Origin of the sequence: Henriciella marina DSM 19595 (assembly GCF_000376805.1) — a bacterium.
Taxonomy (GTDB): domain Bacteria; phylum Pseudomonadota; class Alphaproteobacteria; order Caulobacterales; family Hyphomonadaceae; genus Henriciella; species Henriciella marina.
Genome location: NZ_AQXT01000002.1, coordinates 1,413,281 through 1,433,706 on the forward strand (window position 1 = coordinate 1,413,281; position 20,426 = coordinate 1,433,706).

Annotated in this window: 21 protein-coding genes and 1 tRNA gene; 10 read left to right on the forward strand and 12 right to left on the reverse strand. The window is 55.3% G+C overall.

Going from position 1 to position 20,426, the window contains the following annotated elements:
- Positions 1-299 precede the first annotated feature (299 nt).
- The 6 genes from F550_RS17115 to F550_RS0106920 all read right to left on the reverse strand — a co-directional run bounded on the left by F550_RS17115 (position 300) and on the right by F550_RS0106920 (position 5,327).
- On the reverse strand, positions 300-896 hold the full coding sequence (locus tag F550_RS17115) for a hypothetical protein (protein WP_018147807.1): 597 nt from the start codon (positions 894-896) through the stop codon (positions 300-302).
- A gap of 711 nt (positions 897-1,607) precedes the next feature.
- On the reverse strand, positions 1,608-1,814 hold the full coding sequence (locus F550_RS0106900) for a helix-turn-helix transcriptional regulator (RefSeq protein ID WP_018147808.1): 207 nt from the start codon (positions 1,812-1,814) through the stop codon (positions 1,608-1,610).
- Between the two features lie 127 nt (positions 1,815-1,941).
- Positions 1,942-2,730 carry a hypothetical protein gene (locus F550_RS18480; protein WP_018147809.1) on the reverse strand — a complete coding sequence of 263 codons (789 nt, stop codon included), beginning with the start codon at positions 2,728-2,730 and terminating at the stop codon, positions 1,942-1,944.
- The gene (locus F550_RS0106910) at positions 2,727-3,908 is read right to left on the reverse strand and encodes a tyrosine-type recombinase/integrase (RefSeq protein WP_026180624.1); all 1,182 of its coding nucleotides are present in this window, start codon (positions 3,906-3,908) and stop codon (positions 2,727-2,729) included. The genes F550_RS18480 and F550_RS0106910 overlap by 4 nt, the downstream gene beginning before the upstream one ends.
- Before the next feature lie 184 nt (positions 3,909-4,092).
- Positions 4,093-4,179 (reverse strand) — tRNA-Leu (locus tag F550_RS0106915).
- Positions 4,180-4,322: 143 nt separating this feature from the next.
- Positions 4,323-5,327 carry an alpha/beta fold hydrolase gene (locus tag F550_RS0106920; RefSeq protein ID WP_018147811.1) on the reverse strand — a complete coding sequence of 335 codons (1,005 nt, stop codon included), beginning with the start codon at positions 5,325-5,327 and terminating at the stop codon, positions 4,323-4,325.
- Positions 5,328-5,426: 99 nt separating this feature from the next.
- On the opposite strand from F550_RS0106920, the gene F550_RS17125 reads away from it, so the two are divergent.
- Together F550_RS17125 and F550_RS18485 are read left to right on the forward strand one after the other, a co-directional pair.
- Positions 5,427-6,044 carry a TetR/AcrR family transcriptional regulator gene (locus F550_RS17125; RefSeq protein ID WP_040500875.1) on the forward strand — a complete coding sequence of 206 codons (618 nt, stop codon included), beginning with the start codon at positions 5,427-5,429 and terminating at the stop codon, positions 6,042-6,044.
- 4 nt (positions 6,045-6,048) lie between these two features.
- A complete protein-coding gene (locus F550_RS18485) occupies positions 6,049-6,600 on the forward strand; it encodes a tetratricopeptide repeat protein (RefSeq protein ID WP_018147813.1) in 552 nt (183 codons plus the stop codon).
- Positions 6,601-6,733: 133 nt separating this feature from the next.
- On the opposite strand, the gene F550_RS0106935 is transcribed toward F550_RS18485, so the two are convergent.
- Positions 6,734-7,438, reverse strand: a complete 705-nt coding sequence (locus F550_RS0106935; RefSeq protein WP_018147814.1) for an IS6 family transposase — start codon at positions 7,436-7,438, stop codon at positions 6,734-6,736.
- A 370-nt stretch (positions 7,439-7,808) separates the two neighbouring features.
- Here F550_RS0106935 and F550_RS19385 point away from each other — a divergent pair, with 370 nt between their 5' ends.
- A complete protein-coding gene (locus F550_RS19385; RefSeq protein WP_018147816.1) occupies positions 7,809-8,066 on the forward strand; it encodes a hypothetical protein in 258 nt (85 codons plus the stop codon).
- 249 nt (positions 8,067-8,315) lie between these two features.
- Here F550_RS19385 and F550_RS0106950 read toward each other — a convergent pair whose 3' ends face one another.
- The 3 genes from F550_RS0106950 to F550_RS0106960 all read right to left on the reverse strand — a co-directional run bounded on the left by F550_RS0106950 (position 8,316) and on the right by F550_RS0106960 (position 10,414).
- The gene (locus F550_RS0106950) at positions 8,316-9,020 is read right to left on the reverse strand and encodes an IS6 family transposase (protein ID WP_018147817.1); all 705 of its coding nucleotides are present in this window, start codon (positions 9,018-9,020) and stop codon (positions 8,316-8,318) included.
- A 9-nt stretch (positions 9,021-9,029) separates the two neighbouring features.
- Entirely contained in the window at positions 9,030-9,830 is an 801-nt protein-coding gene (locus F550_RS0106955; protein WP_018147818.1) for a hypothetical protein, read from the reverse strand.
- Between the two features lie 380 nt (positions 9,831-10,210).
- Positions 10,211-10,414 carry a hypothetical protein gene (locus F550_RS0106960; RefSeq protein WP_018147819.1) on the reverse strand — a complete coding sequence of 68 codons (204 nt, stop codon included), beginning with the start codon at positions 10,412-10,414 and terminating at the stop codon, positions 10,211-10,213.
- Positions 10,415-10,593: 179 nt separating this feature from the next.
- Between F550_RS0106960 and F550_RS17135 the strand changes: the two genes are divergently transcribed.
- The 3 genes from F550_RS17135 to F550_RS0106975 are packed head-to-tail and all read left to right on the forward strand — an operon-like array spanning position 10,594 to position 12,718.
- Complete coding sequence (locus F550_RS17135; RefSeq protein ID WP_018147820.1) at positions 10,594-10,830, forward strand: DUF3489 domain-containing protein; 237 nt, start codon at positions 10,594-10,596, stop codon at positions 10,828-10,830.
- Positions 10,827-11,216, forward strand: coding sequence for a DUF2924 domain-containing protein (locus tag F550_RS0106970; protein ID WP_018147821.1), 390 nt, complete (start codon positions 10,827-10,829; stop codon positions 11,214-11,216). Before F550_RS17135 ends, F550_RS0106970 begins: the two co-directional genes overlap by 4 nt.
- The gene (locus F550_RS0106975) at positions 11,213-12,718 is read left to right on the forward strand and encodes a recombinase family protein (RefSeq protein ID WP_018147822.1); all 1,506 of its coding nucleotides are present in this window, start codon (positions 11,213-11,215) and stop codon (positions 12,716-12,718) included. Before F550_RS0106970 ends, F550_RS0106975 begins: the two co-directional genes overlap by 4 nt.
- A 759-nt stretch (positions 12,719-13,477) precedes the next feature.
- Here F550_RS0106975 and F550_RS0106980 read toward each other — a convergent pair.
- Together F550_RS0106980 and F550_RS0106985 are read right to left on the reverse strand one after the other, a co-directional pair.
- Complete coding sequence (locus tag F550_RS0106980) at positions 13,478-14,182, reverse strand: IS6 family transposase (RefSeq protein ID WP_026180626.1); 705 nt, start codon at positions 14,180-14,182, stop codon at positions 13,478-13,480.
- A gap of 122 nt (positions 14,183-14,304) precedes the next feature.
- Complete coding sequence (locus tag F550_RS0106985; RefSeq protein ID WP_147372394.1) at positions 14,305-14,772, reverse strand: MarR family winged helix-turn-helix transcriptional regulator; 468 nt, start codon at positions 14,770-14,772, stop codon at positions 14,305-14,307.
- Between the two features lie 77 nt (positions 14,773-14,849).
- Here F550_RS0106985 and F550_RS0106990 point away from each other — a divergent pair, with 77 nt between their 5' ends.
- From F550_RS0106990 to F550_RS0107005, 4 genes are read left to right on the forward strand one after another with little or no spacing between them, the layout of a single operon-like run.
- Positions 14,850-15,728 (forward strand): alpha/beta fold hydrolase, encoded by an 879-nt coding sequence (locus F550_RS0106990; protein ID WP_018147825.1) that lies wholly within the window; start codon positions 14,850-14,852, stop codon positions 15,726-15,728.
- On the forward strand, positions 15,725-16,147 hold the full coding sequence (locus F550_RS0106995) for a PaaI family thioesterase (RefSeq protein ID WP_018147826.1): 423 nt from the start codon (positions 15,725-15,727) through the stop codon (positions 16,145-16,147). Before F550_RS0106990 ends, F550_RS0106995 begins: the two co-directional genes overlap by 4 nt.
- Entirely contained in the window at positions 16,144-17,256 is a 1,113-nt protein-coding gene (locus F550_RS18880) for an efflux RND transporter periplasmic adaptor subunit (RefSeq protein WP_083910934.1), read from the forward strand. Before F550_RS0106995 ends, F550_RS18880 begins: the two co-directional genes overlap by 4 nt.
- Positions 17,253-20,396: an efflux RND transporter permease subunit gene (locus tag F550_RS0107005; protein WP_018147828.1), complete on the forward strand. Its 3,144-nt coding sequence runs from the start codon at positions 17,253-17,255 to the stop codon at positions 20,394-20,396. Before F550_RS18880 ends, F550_RS0107005 begins: the two co-directional genes overlap by 4 nt.
- The last annotated feature ends 30 nt before the right edge of the window (positions 20,397-20,426 follow it).

Sequence of the window (20,426 nt, forward strand, 5' to 3'; positions counted from 1 at the left end):
CGTCAGCAGCGCTTGCGGCGCCCACCCGTTCACAAATTCGCTCATAGTCGATTCCATCCCTGAAGGCACATCGAAGGCTATTCGGGCAGCGGCATCAAGCCTGAAACTCCGGGTTAGCTGCGTCGCTTGCGCACGCGCGCGAGAAAACTGAGTTAGCGTTTTCTTGATACAAGGTCGCTAGTGGCGGGGGGGAAAGATGCTCCAGAGATATGCTCGCCCCCGCTATAGCTTGAACTGTGGACACGAAAAATCAGGTCTGCCGCCGGTATCTGTATACAATACGCTGAAGTTCGCCCCCCCTAACCCCTCTTCCTGCCCATCTTCAAAAAATCCTGCATCAACAGAGCGTCCAGACGCGCCGCCGCATCCCAGTCCTGATCGCGCAGGCGCAGCCATGTGCGCCAGTGCATGCCCTTTGGCCGGTCAGGAAACGCATGGATTAAGCCCATCTCGCCCTTCAGCTTCTGGCGCACACGCATCGCCCGCGTCACGCCCGGTGCATAGATGCGCTCATACTGGCTTTCATAGGTGAGGCGGTAGCACCGCCTGCAACGGAAGTACGCGCCGCCATAGAGTACCCGGCAGCGCCGCCCGCAGCCCCCGCATTCGATCCACCAGCGCCGCCCGCCAAAAGGCTGTTCAGTGGCGCTCATGACGAAGCTCTCTTCGATATGCTGGCGCTCGCCACTCTTCGGGATCGAATAGTGCAGAACCATGCGATCGGGTGACAGGCGATAGCCGACACTGCCAGTCTTGTGATCGCCTCTCGACCAGGTCAGCGTGCCGATGCGGTGACGGTGAAACCATTCACGCGGAAAGCCCGCCAGATCCAGCTTGTGAAACTGATCGCTTCTGGCCGCCCCGCGTGCATGCCGCCCTGATCCATAGCCGCCCATGACTTCGGCCTTTCGTTTTCGCAATCATGTGGAAAGTGGACAGCGCCGGAGCCTGCCGGACACGCCGCCCGCCTTGCCCCGCTCGTGTGAGCGGCGGGGCGGCGTTGGGCTCAGCATCAGGTTTTGCTAGGTTCAGCATGTCTACTGCAACGCTATATGGGTGGACGGGGAATTTCCGCGTCCGGCAGCATCCGGCGTAGGCGTCTGCCAACATTGAGGTTTTCTCAGGTTTTGGAGTGTCCGAGCTCTTTTCCGGGCGCATCAGATTTGAGGCGTTCATGCTACAGATTTTAGGCGTTCGGATTTGTTGCTCTCTCGCCAAAGCTTGATTGGAAGATTTGGGTCGCCCGCCTTAGCTTCTGTATCGTATCGGGTAAGCGACACGACACGTTCACGGCTTCTCGCATTGCCTCGATTGCGGCCCTTGCGTTCCTCCTTGAGGAAGCCGCCAGCAATCAGCTCATTTATGGCCTGCTTCGCACTCGCTGGAGAACACCCGCAAAGTTCAGCCATACGACGCTCCCCCACAGGAAACCTGTTGAAGCCATCGGGGCGGTAGGACGCCAGCAGGAGCGATATGATCTTGAAGGCAGGAGGTGACAGCTTCAGCCAGGCTGGATGCTTTAGCCAGTGATCGTAAATCCTTGCGTGAGGTCGATCATGGCGACTGCTAGGGTATGTGGGTTGGGACATCTGATCTAACGCCGCAAATTATGCCGCGCCGTTTTCGATCAGCTCGCGAATGTCTTCCACGCGCCAGACAGTGACACGTGCGCCCAGCTTCTTCGGCTGCGGAAAGCGTCCGTCTTTGACGCCAGCCCACCAGGTCGATTTGCTGACAGGGATCGGTCCGTATGGCGCAAGAATAGACTTCAGGCGCAGAAAGCCTGTTTCAGGAAGTTCTGAAATGTAGGACATGGTGTGTCTCCGTCGTTAGGACGGTGACAAGGTGCGTTAGAACATATCGTGAAAATAGATGGTTAGCTTACGTTTTTTCTTGGATAGGTTGCGGCCTTCTAGTGAAGACCTTTATGGTCCGCGAACCTCAAAATGGAATTTCCTCATCAAAATTCGTATTAAAATCTGGACCTTGTAGCCCTTTCGCTTCTGTTGACGGAGTCAACCGTAGCTTGCGGGGAGCGAGAACTGAAGTCGTATTGACACTGCTTTCGGCCGACGAATCCGCCCCCTTTGCGGCCAACCTCCCGCCCCCCGGATTCCAATTGGCTATGCGAGCTGCGTCATTGAGAAACTGGTCAGTCACTTTGCCTTCATCGTCTACAAGTTCGAATTTGGAAGCATTCTCGGTCAGCCAATCTTTAACTTGATCCTTCACGGTGCGATTTTCGTCAGGATTAGCGCTAACATGCTCCCATGCAGCTATCGTGGCAGCTAGCTTCGGCGCATAGTGCGGATGATCGGGGTTGAGATAGTCAGGTTGTATCTCAACAAGCTCGAATAGATGGTTGATATCGACTCTCTTTGAACGTAGCCATTCGCGAAGACTATCCATATCGACCGTTGAACGGTCTGGATCGACAGAGTTCTCAATCGGCCTTTCATTTTCTTCGTAAGTCATATTCGGCACAATCAGGCCGCTGATCTTTTGCTTGCGCAAAGCACCTATCAGAACCTGCCTAATTGCCCTGTAGCCAGCAGGCTGTTGGTCTACGTTTTGATATTCAACACTGTGGTATTTTCCAGGATCAAGATTGAGAAAAAGAAGACTGGCCTCTGTGATCGTCAACTCTTCCGCCAACAACCAAAGCACTGTGGACGGCTGATAGAGATTATCACCCAAGGTAATAACGATGTTTTCCGGCGTATCCGTCATCGTTTCGCAATCTCCCCTGCCCACCAGTTTGCCATCTTTACACGCTCCTCCCAATAGCGCGAACGATGATAGGCCCGGCGCACTTCATCCGCGCCTGCATGGCCTAGCTCTGCCTCGATCGCATCAGCATTCCAGCGGCCGCTTTCATTCAACAGGCTGGAGGCACTCGCCCGGAAACCGTGCGAGGTATGCTCATGCTTGTCGAACCCCATGCGCCGCAGCGCCTGATTGAGCGTGTTTTCGCTGATCGGCTTGTCGCGAGCGATGGAAGACGGAAAGACGCGGTAGTTACTGCCGGTCTCTGCCCGTTGCGCCTTCAGAATTTCAACAGCCAGCGGCGGCAACGGTTTCTGATGTTCACGCCGCATCTTTGTGCGCACCGCCGGTATCGTCCACACTGCCCGCTCCAGGTCGAACTCTTCCCATATTGCCAGCCGCAATTCGCCGGGCCGTGTGTACAGCAGTGCCATCAGCTTGAGTGCAGCGCGCGTCGATGGTGAGCCACCTTCATAGGTCCAGATCGCCCTCAGAAGGGCGCTGAAGCCCTTCCAGTCTGTAATGGCGGCCATGTGCGATACTTTGGGAGAGATAAGCGCCCCGCGCAGGCCATAGGTTGGATCGTTTTCGGCGCGCGCCATGGCGATCGCATAGCGGAACACCTGCCCTACGGTCGAGCGCAGCCGCTTCGCCGTTTCATAATTGCCCGCGTCCTGAATTTTCAGAAGCGGTACCAGTATGTCAGCTGCGGAAATCGCGGTAATTGGGCGATCGCCAAAGTCGGCGTTCGCCATAGCCAGAAGCCATTCCTTCTTTTTAAGCGTGGTTTCGGCCTTCCCTTCCTTGCGCTGCTTCTCGATCAGCTCAGCAGCGATCTTCGCAAAGGTATGCTCGGTGAGGGCTGCATGCTTCTGCTTCTCAGCTTTGGAATGTGCGCCCGGATCTATGCCCTCAGCTAGCAGCGCCTTTGCGTCGGCCCGCAACTCACGCGCCCGCGCCAGGCTGATCGCAGGATACGCGCCAAAGGCCAGCAGCTTTTCCTTGCCATCGAAGCGATAACGCAGCCGCCAAAGCTTCGAACCCGTCTTGCTGACATGGACATAGAGCCCGCCGCCATCAGCGGTTTTATAGTCCTTATCGCGCGATTTTAGCTGGCGAACCTGAATATCGGTGAGCGGCATTGCGGGTATCTCGATCAGCAAAACGGGTAGAAATACCCGCGATACCCTCAAATCTACCCGCAAAACACCCGCATGCCAACGCACATACCCGCACCGCATCGGACGATGCGAACAGCGGTAATCTCTAAAAACGCCTACTTTAGAAGGGCTTATGGAGTTTATTGGATTGCTTGGGAGTATAGAATGGTGCCCAGGAGAGGACTCGAACCTCCACGACCGTAAGATCACTACGACCTGAACGTAGCGCGTCTACCAATTCCGCCACCTGGGCATTCTAGGTCTCGGAAAGCCGGGTGATACGGCGCGCAAGCGGCGAGGTCAACGGACAAATCCAGCAGGCGACAAGCGCATAATCTGCCCGGCGCAGTGCATTGCGACCACTTGTGTGACGAGAACATCGAGCTCTTTACCGTTTCACAGGCTTGTCCAGAATGACTGGATTTCCGCGTTGACGCGGGCTGGCCGCTCGAATGGAAAAAACAGTTTCGCGCCGTCGAATTCTATAACCGGGCGGGCGTTCAGCAGGGCGTCTTGCAACCAGTAGGCCCAGTCGAGGCCAAAGAAGATGTCATCGGTTGCCCAGAGTATGAGACAGGGCACCTGCAGACGGCGAAGGTCCGGCTCGATCCGGGTTAACTGCGCTGTATCCTGAGGGGCAACATATTTGTTGAATGCGGCGCGCCGTTCGGGTGTCCGTGTGAGAGGGGTCAGGAATATACGGGTGAGGTCGTCGGTAACAGCCTGCGGATTCTCAAAGACCATCTGTGCGAGACCCTGTTCGGCGCGCATCAAGCCCGGAGTCCCGGTGATGGCCGCAAAGCTCTCGGCCAGTCCGCCCGCCGGCGCGGAAGCGCGTAGCGCCTCGAGCGCAGCGGGCGGCCAGTTGTCGTGCACATCGCAGTTTGTCAGTACCAGCGAGTTGATCCGGTTCGGCGCCTTGACGGCGACGATCTGCGCAATCGCGCCGCCGCTGTCACTGCCGATCAGGTCAATCGACTCAAGGCCCAGCGTATCCAGAAAGGCGAGGACCATTTCAGCCTGGGCGGTGAATGTCACATCCTGCTCCGCTGATATTTCGGTCTCCCCGTGTGCCATAAGATCGAGCGCGATACATCGGCGGTCTCCAGACAGGCCGGTGAGCTGTCCGGTCCAGTAATAGGCATTCAATCCGAGACCATGCAGGAAGAGGGCGGGGCGGCCGCTGCCCATCTCAACATAGGCAATCTTGCCGAAAGGTGTGTCTGCGAGTTTGCGGACGGCGGAAAAGTCAGCGTACGGAATCATTTCAGGCTCTCTCAAATTGCTGTGACGGGGCTGCAATGTGGCGCGCGCGATACCGAGAAGGTCATCGCGGCAGCCGGCCAGAAGCATGGATGCAACCGCGCTGCTCATGAGGTCGCGTCGATTGATGGGCGGCATTTTACAGGTCCTCTCTGTCGGGACTTGAAATAGATAACATAATTATGTTATGTCAAGACAAGATGGATTTTGGCCCGAATAATTTCGACGATGGACGCTATGACCGACCATAAGAGCAGCAAGAGCCAGCAGACGCAGGCGCGTATGATCGAGGCGGCGCGTGACGTGTTCGCCCGGGAGGGCTACGCCGACGCGGCCCTGTCAGAGATTATCCAGAAGGCAGGCGTGACCACCGGCGCGGTCTATTATCATTTTACAGACAAGAAAGGCCTTTTCCAGGCGGCTGCTGAAAGCCTCGAGCAAGAAATTCTCGACGAGGTGTCCAGGCGGGTCAGCGGAACGGGCGACGCCTGGGACCTGTTTGAAACGGCCGTTCTCGAAACGCTCGACATCTGCGCCCGCCCCGACATCATGAGAATTGTCTTTCGCGAGGCTCCGGCTGTCATCGGCTTGCGGGAATGGCGGGAGATCGAGGTGCGCTATGCGTTCGGCCTGATGCAGGCGACTGTGCGCGATCTGGCAGAGGCCAAGCTGATCATCACGGATGCACCCGACATAACCTCACAGATCCTGCTCGGGGCGGTCATCGAGGCGGCCCATACGGTTGCTGATTCTGCGCAACACGCCAAATCGCTGAACGCAGCAAAGAGCACATTACGAACCATGCTGCGCGGCTTGAAACGCGTCCCCGATAACCGGACTCACAAAGGGAAATGAGAAGATGTTGAAGCCATTAATACTGGCCGGGGCGCTTGTGTCGGCCACTGCCAGTGCCGCACACGCCCAGCTGTTCGTCGGCACCGGCGATGCTTATGACTGCTATATGAGCGCCAAATCCGGCGACACGGCTTCGTCCGGCACGATAAGCACGTGCGAGCGAGCCTTGTCCGCAGGCGCCCTGATTGGCACCGACCGGGCGTCCACTCTGGTCAATATGGGAATTCTGCTGATGCGCCGCGGCGACCACCTCAAGTCTCTGGACGCTTTCGATGCGGCCATCAGACTTCGACCAAAGCTGGCAGAGGCGCATCTCAATCGAGGTGCCAATCTTGTTTTTCTTCAGCGTCCGGACGACGCAATTGCGGCGCTGACGCATAGCATTGACCTGGAAACACGGCACATGCCGGAAGCGCTCTACAACCGGGCACTGGCCTATGAACGTATGGAGCACATCGAGCTGGCGTATGCCGACCTGCAATTGGCGCGGACGCTACGTCCCGATTGGAGCATCGTCACCCGGACGCTTGAACGCTACCAGGTCGTATCGGATTGAGCGCATGATGCTCGGCGTAATGATCGCTGATGGGGCAGACCAATCTTTGCGATGTGAGGCTGCAATCATGACTCGAGGGGGTGCTGTCAGTCTAATGCGAACCAGTCTCCAGCAACTGTCGGCGCACCCTACCCTATCCAGCCAGTAGCTGACGCCACTCAAGGAGAGCGGCATCTCGTTTCGTTTTGAAGGTCTGGCGATGGTTGATGTGGCGGTCGAGGCTGAAATGATTGTGAAACGAGGCGTGTGTCGAAGCGAACTTCTGTAGGTTCGACATTCGCCTGAACCGGGACATTGCCCTCTCTCTTCGCCGGAACGGCAAGTGCGAATTCTCGGCCCGATTATTGAGATGGCGACCGACCTCCTGACGGTCGATATTCCCGATCTCCTTCATTGCGGCGCCGTAGGATCTCAGCCGGTCGGTGATGATCGTGCGCGGAGCGCCATAACGCTTCATGGCTTTTCTCAAGAACCGCAATGCCGCTGATTTATCACGAGATTTCGTGACATAGCTTTCAAGAACTTCGCCTTCGTGATCAACGGCGCGCCAGAGGTAATGCGTCTCGCCGTTGATCTTCACAAAGACCTCGTCCAGGTGCCATTGCCATTGCGTGAACTGCCGCATGTAGCTTGTACGGCGTGCGCGGATCTTGCCGGCGAACATCGGCCCGAAACGGTCCACCCATGTCCGAACGCTCTCGTGGCAAACGTCGACGCCGCGTTCATGCAGCAGGTCTTCAACGTTCCGGAGCGACAGCGGGAAACGCACGTACAGCATGACCGCGAGCTGGATGATCTCGGGTGATGTCTTGAAGTATCGGAATGGATTGCGGGGCATCCGGCAATGCTAGCCAAGACGGCCGACGGGCTCAATCGGCCAGTTTCCCTGACAATACCAGCGACGCTATCGCTACTACGTCTCCGCAGATGATCAAATCCGTCTGCCAGCGAACGAGCTGGAGCAGGTTGCCTTCAATGCGCTGGTCCATCGCCTGCAAGTCCAACATCAGCCGAGCAAAGACGAGCCATCGCAGCGCGAAACGCTGAACCAGGTCGAACGTCTAATCGTCGGCTCGGGCGAGCTCGCAATCCATCTTGCAGGAAAAGAGGAGACGCCGCCCATCAGCACACCATTTTCGCAACGCCGGCGCGGCGTCGAATGCAAGCTCGTTCTGGACAGACAGAACACGCGCCGGAAACTGGATCGAGTGCTGATCCGCCGTATCATCCAGGCCATGGACTGGCTGGAGTCCATCAAAGCTGGACGCTCGATTGGCGACATTGCCAATGATCAAAACGTCTCACCGTCTTACATCACGCACAATCTGGACCTGGCTTTCCTGTCACCTCGAATTCTCGAAGCGATCAGCGAAGGACGCCAGGCCCCGCACATCTCGGCCTACCAGCTTTCAAAGATTTCGATCCCGGTCAAATGGGACGAGCAGGACGCGATTTTTCTGTCCTAGCTCCCGGCGCGATCAGGCGCTTCATTCTCTGGAAGACCTTCAACACGACCCTCTGAGGACCTGGCATGTCCCTATCCGTCATACCCTTTAGTCATATGACTTAGCCTATGACTAAGGGTATGACTTGGCCTATGACTAACCCATGACTTAAGTCCGCTGCGATAAAGGACGAGCGGCGGTTGATTGCCTCGAGTGGGTGCTGTCAGTCTAACGCGAACCAGTCTCCAGCATCGCCAGGCGCACTCTGCCCTAGCCAGCCAAAAGCCCGCGCCACTCGAGAAGGGCTGCGTCGCGTTGTGTTTTAAACGTCTGTCGGCGGTTGATGTGGCGGTCGAGGTTGAAATGATTATAAAAAGAGGCGTGGGTCGAGACGAATTTCTGCAAGTTCGACATTCGCCTGAACCGGCTCATAGCGCGCTCTCTTCGCCGGAACGGCAGATGACTATTCTCAGCCCGATTATTGAGATGGCGACCGACCTCGTGGCGGTCGATATTCCCGATCTCCTTCATCGCAGCGCCGTACGATCTTAGCCGGTCCGTGACGATTGTCCGCGGTGCACCGTATCGTTTCATCGCCTTCCGAAGGAAACGCAAAGCCGCTGATTTATCTCGGGTTTTGGTGACATAGCTTTCCAGCACTTCGCCTTCGTGATCGACGGCTCGCCAGAGGTAATGGGTCTCTCCATTGATCTTCACGAACACCTCATCCAGATGCCACTGCCATTGCGTAATCTGGCGCATGTAGCTCGCTCGGCGGACGCGAATCTTACCGGCAAACATCGGCCCAAACCGATCAACCCACAGCCGCACGCTCTCATAGCAGATGTCGATCCCACGCTCATGAAGGAGGTCTTCGACATTGCGGAGCGAGAGCGGAAACCGGACATACATCATCACCGCAAGCTGGATGATCTCGGGCGACGTTTTGAAGTAGCGGAACGGATTGCGGGACATCAAGCGATGCTAGCGTCCTTGCGCTATCGGCTCAATCGCCCAGTTCTCCTGACAATACCCGAGATCTCGATCAAAGACTAAGTTCCGCCGATCGGTTTCTTCCAACTCATGCAAGCTAGAAGCTTCATGCTTTCCAGGCCAGATGGCGGCATTCGCTAATACAACAAACTCTTCAGACCGGCCGGCATCGACCAGCCAGCCTGCCAACGTCATACCGTAATACGCAAGCTCGGAAAAATGTGCGGGGCTGGCTTGACCAGAGACTTTGATATCAATGATTCGCAATCCGATGCGATCATCATCGGCTCCGATTGTTTGCAGCGTTCCATCCGGAGCAATTGTCCGCCGTGCACTCCCAGTTGATGGCACCAAATGGATTATATCCGGTCTGACCTGCGCCAGCGCGATAAGGGGACCATCTCCACCGCACAGGCCATTCAGATCGTGGGCGGCAATAAAGGTTTGAGTCACGGGAAATTCGGCCTCAAGCAAGAAACCGTTCTCCGGTGCCTCTGCTAACACCGTTTCTAAATCGAGTGTTCGATATGCCGCTGGTGTCCCAGGTAGTGCTGCTGCATCAGAATTGGCAATAGCCAAATCGGGAAACGACACCTGCAACTCAGCGTACTTTTGGTGTTCGTAGTCGCGACCTTGTTGAGTGATAAGTGCGAGCCCCGGCCGGGCCGCGTCTTTTTCGGGAACATTGGCGGCGGCTCTTGAGCGTCGTCCGTCATAAAGATCAAGGCGCAGACGCCTTTTACATCCTGTGCGGATGTACTGAGAAATCACGCGCTTACCGAGTTTATACATACTCAACCCTCAGGCGATATTTGATCTCGATAGCCGTGTTCTATACTACTGAAAACCCGCTTTCCTGCCGATTATCGTAGGCTTGCGTGTTTAGTAAATGGATTTACCAAAATCTTTGATCCTCATTCAGGTTGCCTTCGGCTTTCCGAGAAGCCTGTGAACATGTTGCCGGACTGCTCGGTAATGGGCCGCACCAGTCGCCTCCGCCCAGAGACCGCATGATGGACGGATCGTGCCTTTCAGTTTGCACTGACATTGCTCGCCGTCGCGAAGGCTAGCAAACGGCCACGTCTCCGTCTCTTATCAATCGAGCTGCCAAGCCATTTCAACTGTTCCTAATAGGAATTTCAAAACCCGTCGCACATGTCTGCAATCGGGATCTAGCTGACGTCCGAAAGACGGCGCTCAGTCTCTTCAACTTTGCGAGAAGCGACTTCAATCCGCTGCTTCAGAGCCGCCAATCCAAGCTTGATCTCCTGCGTCCCTGACCGAGGCGCCTGAGCCGGCAGCCCGTCATTCAGCGCCCGCTCCAGCTCCGCCATCGCTTCAACAACCAGTTCGCGGATTGGGTCTAGCTCGTCCATGTCGGCCACTTGGCGCGCCTTCGCCGTAACAGTCCACGCAGCTTTTTTGCGAGCCGCTGGACTTCAGGCGCGTTCCGAGCATTGCTGTCTTCGACAATAATAAAGCGCCGCCCGGTCCAGCCCGGGCTTGTCTCAGTGGGAGCGAACGATCGCGCCCACGCATCCAAAGGAGACAAGCCATGACCGACCAACAAACAGTCGACGCCGCCAAAGACGGCACCAAGGAAGCCCGCCTGGTCGAGGCCCTGTCCGGCAAGGGCCAGACGCTGAAGCAGCTTTCGACCCTGCTTGCCTGGCAGCCGCACACAGTCCGCGCCGCGATGACCCGGCTCCGCAAGCGCGGCTATGTCATTGATCGGATCGAAAAGACCGACAAGTCCCCTGCCCGGTTCAAACTTCGGGGAGACAAAGCGTGAGCCAAGTCCACTTTGACAGCCTCTCACGAGACGAACTCATCGAGTGCTGGACCGAGATGATCGGTTCAGCGCCACCACCCAAACTTCGCTCGCCAATGATGGTGAAGGTCCTGACATGCGAGCAGCAATGGCAGGTCTCTGGCCAACCTCGTGCGGCCCTGGTGAAAAAACTTAGGCGGCTGGTGGGAGAGACGACCGGCGGCGCGGTGCCAGCTTGCAACGGTCAGCGCCTGGTGCGGGAGTGGAACGGCGTCGAACACACAGTCGATATCACCGAGGCTGGCTATTTCTGGAATGGCAAGATCTGGCGATCGCTCAGTGCTATCGCCAAGGAGATCACCGGGACGAAATGGTCCGGGCCCCGTTTCTTCGGTGTGCAGACATGAAGAAGGTTCGCTGCGCCATCTATACGCGGAAGTCCTCCGATGAGGGCCTCGACCAGGCCTTCAACTCGCTGGACGCGCAGCGGGAAGCCTGCGAGGCCTATGTTCGTTCGCAGCGCCATGAAGGCTGGAAGCTTCTGCCGCAGCGATATGATGATGGCGGGATATCCGGTGGAACCATGGACCGCCCTGCCCTGCAGTCCCTGCTCGCTGAACTCGAAGCCGGTCGCATCGACATGGTCGTGGTCTACAAGATCGACCGCCTGACGCGCTCGCTTGCAGACTTCGCCCGGCTGGTTGAGCGGTTCGACGCCACAGGCGCGTCCTTCGTCTCGGTGACACAGCAGTTCAACACAGCTTCCAGCATGGGCCGGTTGACGCTAAACGTGCTGCTCTCCTTCGCCCAGTTCGAGCGGGAAGTCACAGCCGAGCGTATTCGCGACAAGATCGCAGCCTCCAAGAAGAAGGGAATGTGGATGGGCGGCGTGCTGCCGCTTGGCTACGACAAGACCGATGCAGGCCTCGTGATCAACAAAGCCGAAGCCGAAATCGTCAGGACCTTGTTCCAGGCATATGTCGATCTTGGCACGGTCCGGAAACTGAAGGACTATGCCGATGTCGTGGGTCTTAGAACCAAGCAGCATGCGTTTGCCTCAGCCCGGGTGACGGGCGGCAAGCCCTTCAGGACTGGCCATCTCTATCAGCTTCTTTCCAACCCTCTCTATCGCGGCAAAATCAAGCATCGCGACCAGGTCTATGATGGCCTGCATGAGGCGATCATCTCAGAGGCGCTCTGGATAAGGGTTCAAGACACGATGGCGCATAATCGGGTTGCTAGAAAGACCCGGAAAAACGCCGCCAGCCCGTCGCCGCTTGCTGGAAAGGTGTTCGATGATCAGGGCCGGTCTTTCTACGCGCATCATGCCCGCAAAGGGCAGCGACGTTATCGCTACTACGTCTCCTCAGATGATCAGGTCCGTCTGCCAGCGAGCGAGCTTGAGCAGGTTGTCTCCAATGCGCTGGTCAATCGCCTGCAAGTCCAGCATCAGCCGAGCACCGGCGAGCCATCACAACGCGAAACGCTGAACGAGGTCGAACGTCTAATCGTCGGCTCGGGCGAGCTCGCAATCCATCTTGCAGGAAAAGAGGAGACGCCGCCCGTCTGCACACCATTTTCGCAACGCCGGCGCGGCGTCGAATGCAAGCTCGTTCTGGACAGACAGAACACTCGCCGACAACCTGATCAAGTGTTGGTCCGCCGTATCGTCCAGGCCATGGACTGGCTGGATTCCATCAAAGCCGGACGCTCGATTGGCGACATTGCCAATGATCAAAACGTCTCGCCGTCTTACATCACGCACAATCTGGACCTGGCTTTCCTGTCACCTCGAATTCTCGAAGCGATCAGCGAAGGACGGCAGGCTCCGCACATCTCGGCCTACCAGCTTTCAAAGATTTCGATCCCGGTGAAATGGGCCGAGCAGGACGCGATTTTCCTACCCTAGCTTCCCGCGCGATCGCTCGTTTCATTTCCTGCAAGACCTTCAACACGGTGCTCTGCGGACCTCGGACATCCTTATCCGTCATACCTTAGTCATATGACTTAGCCTATGACTAAGGTATGACTTGGCCTATGACTAACCCATGACTTAGCCCGCTGCGATACAGGGCGAACGCCGATTGATCACCTCGATCGGGCCCGTACCAGCACGATGTTCGAACATCTCGCTGGCCCTCCGGTCAGGTTAACGATCCCGATTTTCTATCGGCTAATTCCAACGCTCACAAAACCTAACCATGTACCCGCAACCGAGATAAGGCCCGTCACTATTGGGTTCCCTGATACGCCGGCGGAAATTCCCTGTTATGCTCGGAAAAATTCCCTGTTCCTGAAATTAAATTCCCTGTTCCTGCGCTTGGGGAATTTCGCCGCAAAACCCCAATGGTGGCGGGCGGTCTGGAGGAGCTAAAATCGTACAATCCCTGTTAATTCGACGAAATTCCCTGTAAATCGCCCATTATCAGGGAAATTGCCGCCAAACTTGACTGAAAAATTCGGGTACGGAGACTTTTGCCTGAAAGGCGACAATTGCTCCGGAATGGAGACGGGAAATCTCGAAATCAGTCGCTGATAGCGCCGACAAGTCCCGGAAATGTCGAAACTATTCCGAGACTTCTCGAATTCACTGATTTTCGGGAAACTGGCTGGCGGTGCTGTCAGTCTAATGCGAACCCGTCTCCAGCATCGCTAGCCGCACGCTGCCCTATCCAACCACAAGTTGGCGCCATTCGAGAAGGGCAGCGTCGCGTCGTAATTTGAAAGTCTGGCGGTGGTTGATGTGGCGCTCGAGGTTAAAGTGATTATGGAACGAGGCGTGCGTCGAAGCGAATTTCTGCAGGTTCGACATTCGCCTGAATCTCAACATTGCTCGCTCTCGTCGCCGCAATGGCAAGTGGCTCTTCTCGGCGCGGTTGTTCAAATGGCGACCAACCTCCTGGCGATCGATATTTCCGATTTCCTTCACCGCTGCACCATAGGGTCTCAGCCGGTCTGTCACGACTGTCCGCGGCGCACCGTATCGCTTCATCGTTTTCTTGAAAAACCTCAAAGCCGCTGATTTATCTCTAGTTTTGGTGACGTAGCTTTCTAGAACTTCGCCCTCATGGTCGATGGCTCGCCAGAGGTAATGCGTCTCTCCGTTGTTCTTCACGAACACCTCGTCCAGGTGCCACTGCCATTGCGTGATTTGGCGCAAGTAGCTGGCGCGGCGAATGCGGATCTTGCCGGCAAACATCGGACCGAACCTATCGACCCAGAGCCGCACGCTCTCATGGCAGACGTCAATTCCACGCTCATGAAGGAGGTCTTCTACATTGCGCAGAGAAAGCGGAAATCGGACGTACATCATGACCGCAAGTTGGATGATCTCGGGCGACGTTTTGAAATAGCGAAATGGATTTCGGGGCATGAAGCAATCCTAGCCGCGTCGCCCTACCCACTCAATCGCCCGGTTCTCCTGACAATGCCCGTAATTCAGGAGCGGTAGCAGCAGGCCAGCCGTCCGAATCACGGGCTGGGTCAGATTGAACGTCAGCTAGCCAGGTTTTGTCTAATGACCTGGATCACTGATGACGCTGCCTCAATTTGCTCTTGAGACAGACCGCCAAAGGCATTGTTAGCAACACTTTCGGCGAGGCGCGCGATCTCTTCTGATCTCGCCAACGCAAACTCTGTCGGCACCACTCGCCAAATACGACGATCCTGCGTGTCAGCCTCACGCGTTACGTAGCCCGATTTCTCCAACTGATCGATCAGTGTGCCAACAGATGGACGGGCAACTTCTAATGCCTCGGCAAGTTGGGTTTGAGAAGCTGCCTTCAGCCTGAGTACGTAAATCAAGGCGTGCCACTGTGACCGCGTTAAGTCCAGCCGCTTCATTTCCTGATCAAAGGCCGCTCGCAACAAGCGAGTAACTTCTGCCAGCAAAAAGCTGAGATTCACTCGCTCATCATCCCCCATACGTCCGACAAAGCTATTTTCGGCAGTTGGAATTTTCAAAATATCATTCCGATTTACTTTATTTGTGAGTTACCTTACATTTAGGAGCATAACAATAATATTTTAGGGGATTTATTATGGCTATGAATGACGGTTGCGAGCGAGAAATCCAAGCAAGTGGTCTGACACTGACCTGTTCCGCTTACGGTCAGAACTCTGCGCCAACTGTAATATTTGCTCACGGAGGTGGTCAGACTCGCCATGCGTGGAAAGGCGCAGCCAGATCGCTTGGTCAGCAAGGATTTTATTCTATTGCCCTAGATCTTCGAGGGCACGGCGATAGCGAATGGGCTGAGGATGGCGACTATTCTCTGGAGGCCTTCGGGCGTGATCTGGTCGCTGTCGCGGAGCAGCTAAGCGACGAAGGGCGTGCACCTCACATTGTCGGCGCCTCGCTCGGCGGGCTCGGTGCCATGGTCGGTGCTGGCATGCTGCAACCAAAAGCTTTTGCTTCAATCACTTTGGTGGACATTACGCCAAACATGGAAGCTAGCGGCGTCGCAAAGATAATCGGCTTTATGGCCGAGCATAGCGTGGATGGATTTGCGACGCTGGAGGAGGCCGCAGATGTTATCGCGCAATATTTACCTCACAGGCCCCGACCGACAGATCTTGACGGCTTGCGCAAAAACCTTCGGCAAGGTCAGGACAAACGCTGGCGTTGGCATTGGGACCCGGCCTTCATTCAAGGGGTTATGAAGCGATCAGCCGTTGAGAGAGCTGGGGACCTTGAGCAATCGGTACGCAACATCACTGTTCCTGTTCATTTGGTGCGTGGACGCATGAGTGAGCTTGTCTCGGAGGCCTCAGTGCAAAAATTCCAGGCTTTATTGCCTCAAGCCCACTTCACAGATGTTGCTGGTGCGCGACACATGGTGGCTGGCGACAACAACGATGTATTCACCACGGCTGTCAGTAACTTTCTGCGGCAGCATTCGGAAGTTGTTGAAGCATGAGTGCAACTCTGCCTGATCTCGCTTTCGTTCAGCAGGCATTAGAAGCGGCTCCGTTTCATCGCTGGCTCGGACTCACCGTGACCGAAACAGGCGCGGATGAAATCAAACTGTCTATGCCTTGGCGCGACGAACTCGTATCAAACCCGAAGGTAGAGTCCGCGCATGGCGGTGTGCTCGCCGCGCTGATCGACCTGACGGGGTTTTACGCTTTGATTGCGACTGGAAATATGCCTCTGGCAACGGCAGATTTACGTGTTGACTATCATCAACTTGCAACGCCTGGCCCGCTTACAATTGTCGGAAAGGTGGTTCGCCTCGGAGCTACCCTATCCGTGGCGGAGGCCAGTGTTTACAGCAGTGACGGCGATTTGCTTTCGAGTGGCAGAGGGGCTTATCGGATGCTTAGGCCGTCAGCATGAACCGGCATTTGTCTTTCCGCGCGCTTATCCTAGTTTTTCTTTTTGCGTCTTGCTCAAATGAGCGACCTCCGGAGCAAACGGCTGTTGCGGTAGATGAGAGGCCAAAAACTATTGCCCCGATTAAAGTGAGCACAACTAGCGCTGAACGCATTGACCTTGCTCAGCCTCTAGTCGCGTCAGGAACAATTGCGGCAAAGCAAACGAGCAACATTGGCGTGCTATCGCAAGGCGTAGTCGAAAAAATTCATGTCGGAGTTGGTGACCGTGTGAAAAAAGGCCAGGCATTGTTTCAGACGCGACGTATCGACTATCAACAACGACTTTCTGAAGCTGAAGCCCAACTTGATATTGCAATTGCGGGGTCGGCAAATGCCGAACGTGCGTTTAAAAGATATTCTGTTCTCGTCAATGATGGCTCAGTCTCACGAGCTGCTTACGAAGATGTTCAAACGGCATTTCAGGTTGCGGCATCGCAGGTCACGCTTCGCCGCACTCAAGTAGCTACCGCGCGGCAGGCGCTAGATGATACGATTGTTCGCGCGCCCTTCGATGGTGCGGTGACAGCCCGCTACGTCGACGAAGGCGTTTTCATGGCAAATAGTTTCTCTGGAATGGGCAATTCGGCGGTCCTTCAAATACAAGAGTGCGAGATCGCAGCAGGGATCCTATTTGCGCCGGAATCTGAAGTTGGTCGGTTGCGTCTTGGCTTGCAGGGCAACCTCTATGTCGATGGCCGGAGTGCACCTATCCCATCAGATATCATTATTTTAAATGATCGAGTTGATCCGCAAGCAAGAACCGTCGAATTCAGAATGGCATTTTTGAATGAGGGATGCGCAGTGCGAGCGGGGCAATCAGTGCGGGCGGAAGTGAACGTTGACCCGCGTCCAGCGCTTGTTTTGCCTAGGGCAGTGCTTCAGGGTTCGAGCACTTCTCCCTATGTCTTTAAAGTTGATGGTGATCGAGCCCGACGAGCATCGATTACGTTTCGAGATATTGATCCAGTTCGAATTGAAATTCTATCGGGCGTGAGTGAATCCGACTTAATTGTTGTCGACCCTCTAGATGCGATGCGTGACGGCACGGTAGTGGAGACCGACGTTTCATGATGGGGATCGTCAAGACCTCTATTCGACACCCGGTTTTCGCTGTCATGATCATTGCCGCGCTCGTTGGGCTCGGGTGGATTTCCATTGGTCGACTGGGTGTCGATCTGTTTCCAAATGTCGAATTCCCGTACGTTTCTGTCACGACAACACTTGAGGGTGCTTCGCCTGAAACGATAGAATCTGAAGTGACGGATATTATCGAAGAAAACGTCAACACGATTGATGGGATCGAAAGCCTGCAATCGTTCAGTAACGAAGGCGTTTCGAGTATCTTAGTCGAGTTTGCGTTGACAACCGATATCAACGTAAAGGTACAAGACGTACGCGATAAGGTTCAACTCGCATTGGCTGACCTGCCAAGCGACGTTGACCCACCGGTTGTCGATAAAGTTGATCCCGATGCCGCACCCATAATATCGGTTATGATTGCTGGTGATATCCCGATCCGGGAGATAACTGCTTTCGCCGATGATATCGCCAAAGACGAGATTCAACGCATCAAGGGTGTGGGATCGGTGTCGATTGTTGGTGGACGAGACCGAGCTATCCGCGTTTGGCTTGACAACAACCGGATGCGATCATTCGGAGTGACTGCGGATGATGTTCGCATGGCTGTCCAGAGTGAGCATGCTGAGCTTCCAGGTGGGAGGCTAGAAGTTGCTGGTGGCACTCGCGAGTTCGGCGTCAAAACGTTGGCTGAAGCAACGACGCCAGCAGATTTCGCAGATCTACCCGTGGCGTATCGAGAAAACGGCGTTGTAATTCATGTTGGCGATGTCGCAAGAGTGGAAGATGGTTTGGAAGACGAACGCTCTGCGGCCTTCCTCAACGGTCGGCGCGGTGTTTCGCTTGATGTCCGCAAGCAAGCCGGACGAAACACAGTTGAGGTTTCGCGTGCTGTAAAGTCTGTAGCTGAGCGTTTGCGGACACTCGCCCCGGACGGTGTGGAGATTGTCGTCACACGCGATATTTCGAAATTTGTAGAAAGTTCGATCAAGGACGTCGGACATGACTTGCAGATCGCCATGGGGCTGGTGGTCGGCGTAACATTTATCTTCCTTTTGAATGTTCGCGCGACCCTTATCGTTGCTATTGCGATCCCGACCTCTTTGGTGGCAACCTTTTTCGGCTTCTATCTGATGGGCTTCACGATCAACGTGCTGACCTTACTAGCGCTGACCGTTGCGATTGGACTTCTGGTTGATGATGCCATAGTCGTTGTTGAATCCGTCACCACGGAGATTGAGAACGGCAAGCCACCTATGCAGGCGGCTTATGACGGTACGAAAAAGGTAGGATTAGCGGTCTTGGCCGGTACGGCGGCCACGCTCGCAGTTTTCGTTCCCATCGCTTTTATGGGTGGTATCGTTGGACGATTTTTCTTCCAGTACGGCTTGGCCATCGTCTTCTCTGTAACCGTTTCTCTAATTGTAGCTTTGACTTTGACACCCATGCTGGCGTCGCGAATGCTTAAGCATCGAAAAACTACATTCTGGCTCCGCCCGATAGAATTGCTATGGGACCGTGTTGACGGTGTTTATGGGCACATCGTGTCATGGGCGGTGACCTTTCGATATCCTGTGCTGCTTTTGGCCGCCGGGTCGGTAATTGTCGGCGGATGGTATGCCGCGCGCGTGCCGTCTGGCTTCACCTCAAAAGCAGATAGAAGCGAGTTTCAAGGTACAATAGAGCTTCCATTAGGAATTGGAATTACTGCTTCTAGTGAAGTGGCAAGCAATGTTGCGAGAGCACTGCTAGACGTTGAGCATATTGAAAGTATCTTCATCACGATTGGCGCGGGCGCACAAAGCGATACGAATGTGTTGTCCCTTTATGCCTCTCTCACACCAAAGTCTGACCGCGCGAAATCTCAATTTTTGATTATGGACGAAGCTCGCGCTGTTATTGCCACGGTCGCGCCGGACGCAGTCAAAACATCGGTGCTTGAAGTGCCTTGGGTGAGTGGAACAGGTTCCGGTGGAACGGACATCGATCTAATTCTAAAAGGCCAAAATCTTGAAGAAATATCAGATTACGCAGACGAACTGGTACAGCGAATGCGGGCGCACGGTGCGTTTTCCGACCCACGAACCAGTTATCAATCAGGACGACCCGAAGCACAGATCCTATTCAACCGACAGCGCGCCGGAGATCAAGGTGTTTCAGCGCGCACGCTTGCGTCTACATCCCGCATTGCTCTGGGTGGTCTCAACGTCGCGAGCTTTGAAGATGGCGGGAAGCGTTATGATGTGCGCTTGAGATTGGACGACCTTCAGCGCGAAACCATTAGCGATCTATCGCGTGTTCAAGTGCGCGGAGTCGACGGTCGTCTTGTAGATGTTGCATCAGTTGCAAAGATACAGTTTGCGTCCGGACCTGCGCAGATCGACAGAAAAGATCGCTCTCGGAAAGTGTCCGTATTGGCGATCACGGCAACAGGATCATCCTTGGGTGAAGCTTCTGGAGCACTGCTCCAGATGATTGACGATGTGCCTCCACCGCCGGGCATAACATTCGAAATGGGGGGCATGGCTAAGAACATGGCTGAGACTGCAGATGCAATCGGATTTGCGCTGTTATTTGCCTGTATTGTTCTCTACATGGTTCTGGCAAGCCAATTCAATTCTTTCGTACAGCCTTTAATCATTATGCTGACAGCACCGCTTAGTTTTTCCGGCGCGTTCGCAGGTCTTTACTACTTTGGATTGGAATCGTCTCTGTTTGCCCAGATCGGCCTAATTGGGCTGATGGGTATCGTGATGAAAAATGGCATTCTTCTTGTCGACCGCGCCAATCAGCTCATGGAAGAGGGCGTGCCTAGCGGCGATGCAATCAGACGAGCCTGTCCTGAACGCCTTCGCCCAGTATTAATGACAGCTCTTTCAGCGATCTTCGGGATGGTTCCTGTCGCCTTGGCGACATCGGATGGTGCCGAATGGAGAAACGCCTTGGGAGCATTGCTGATTGGCGGCTTGTCGACTTCAACGATATTGACGTTACTCGTTGTTCCGGCAGCGTACGTGATACCAAGAGATATCGCTAATGTTGCAAAGTGGATTTGGCGACTGTTTTCCCGGACCGTGCTTGGCAAGCGGGGAGCGGGTGTTTCTCCAACTCAGGCGCAGCGCATCGATCAGTGACATGGAGCGATCTGGATTGTGTGTCAGACA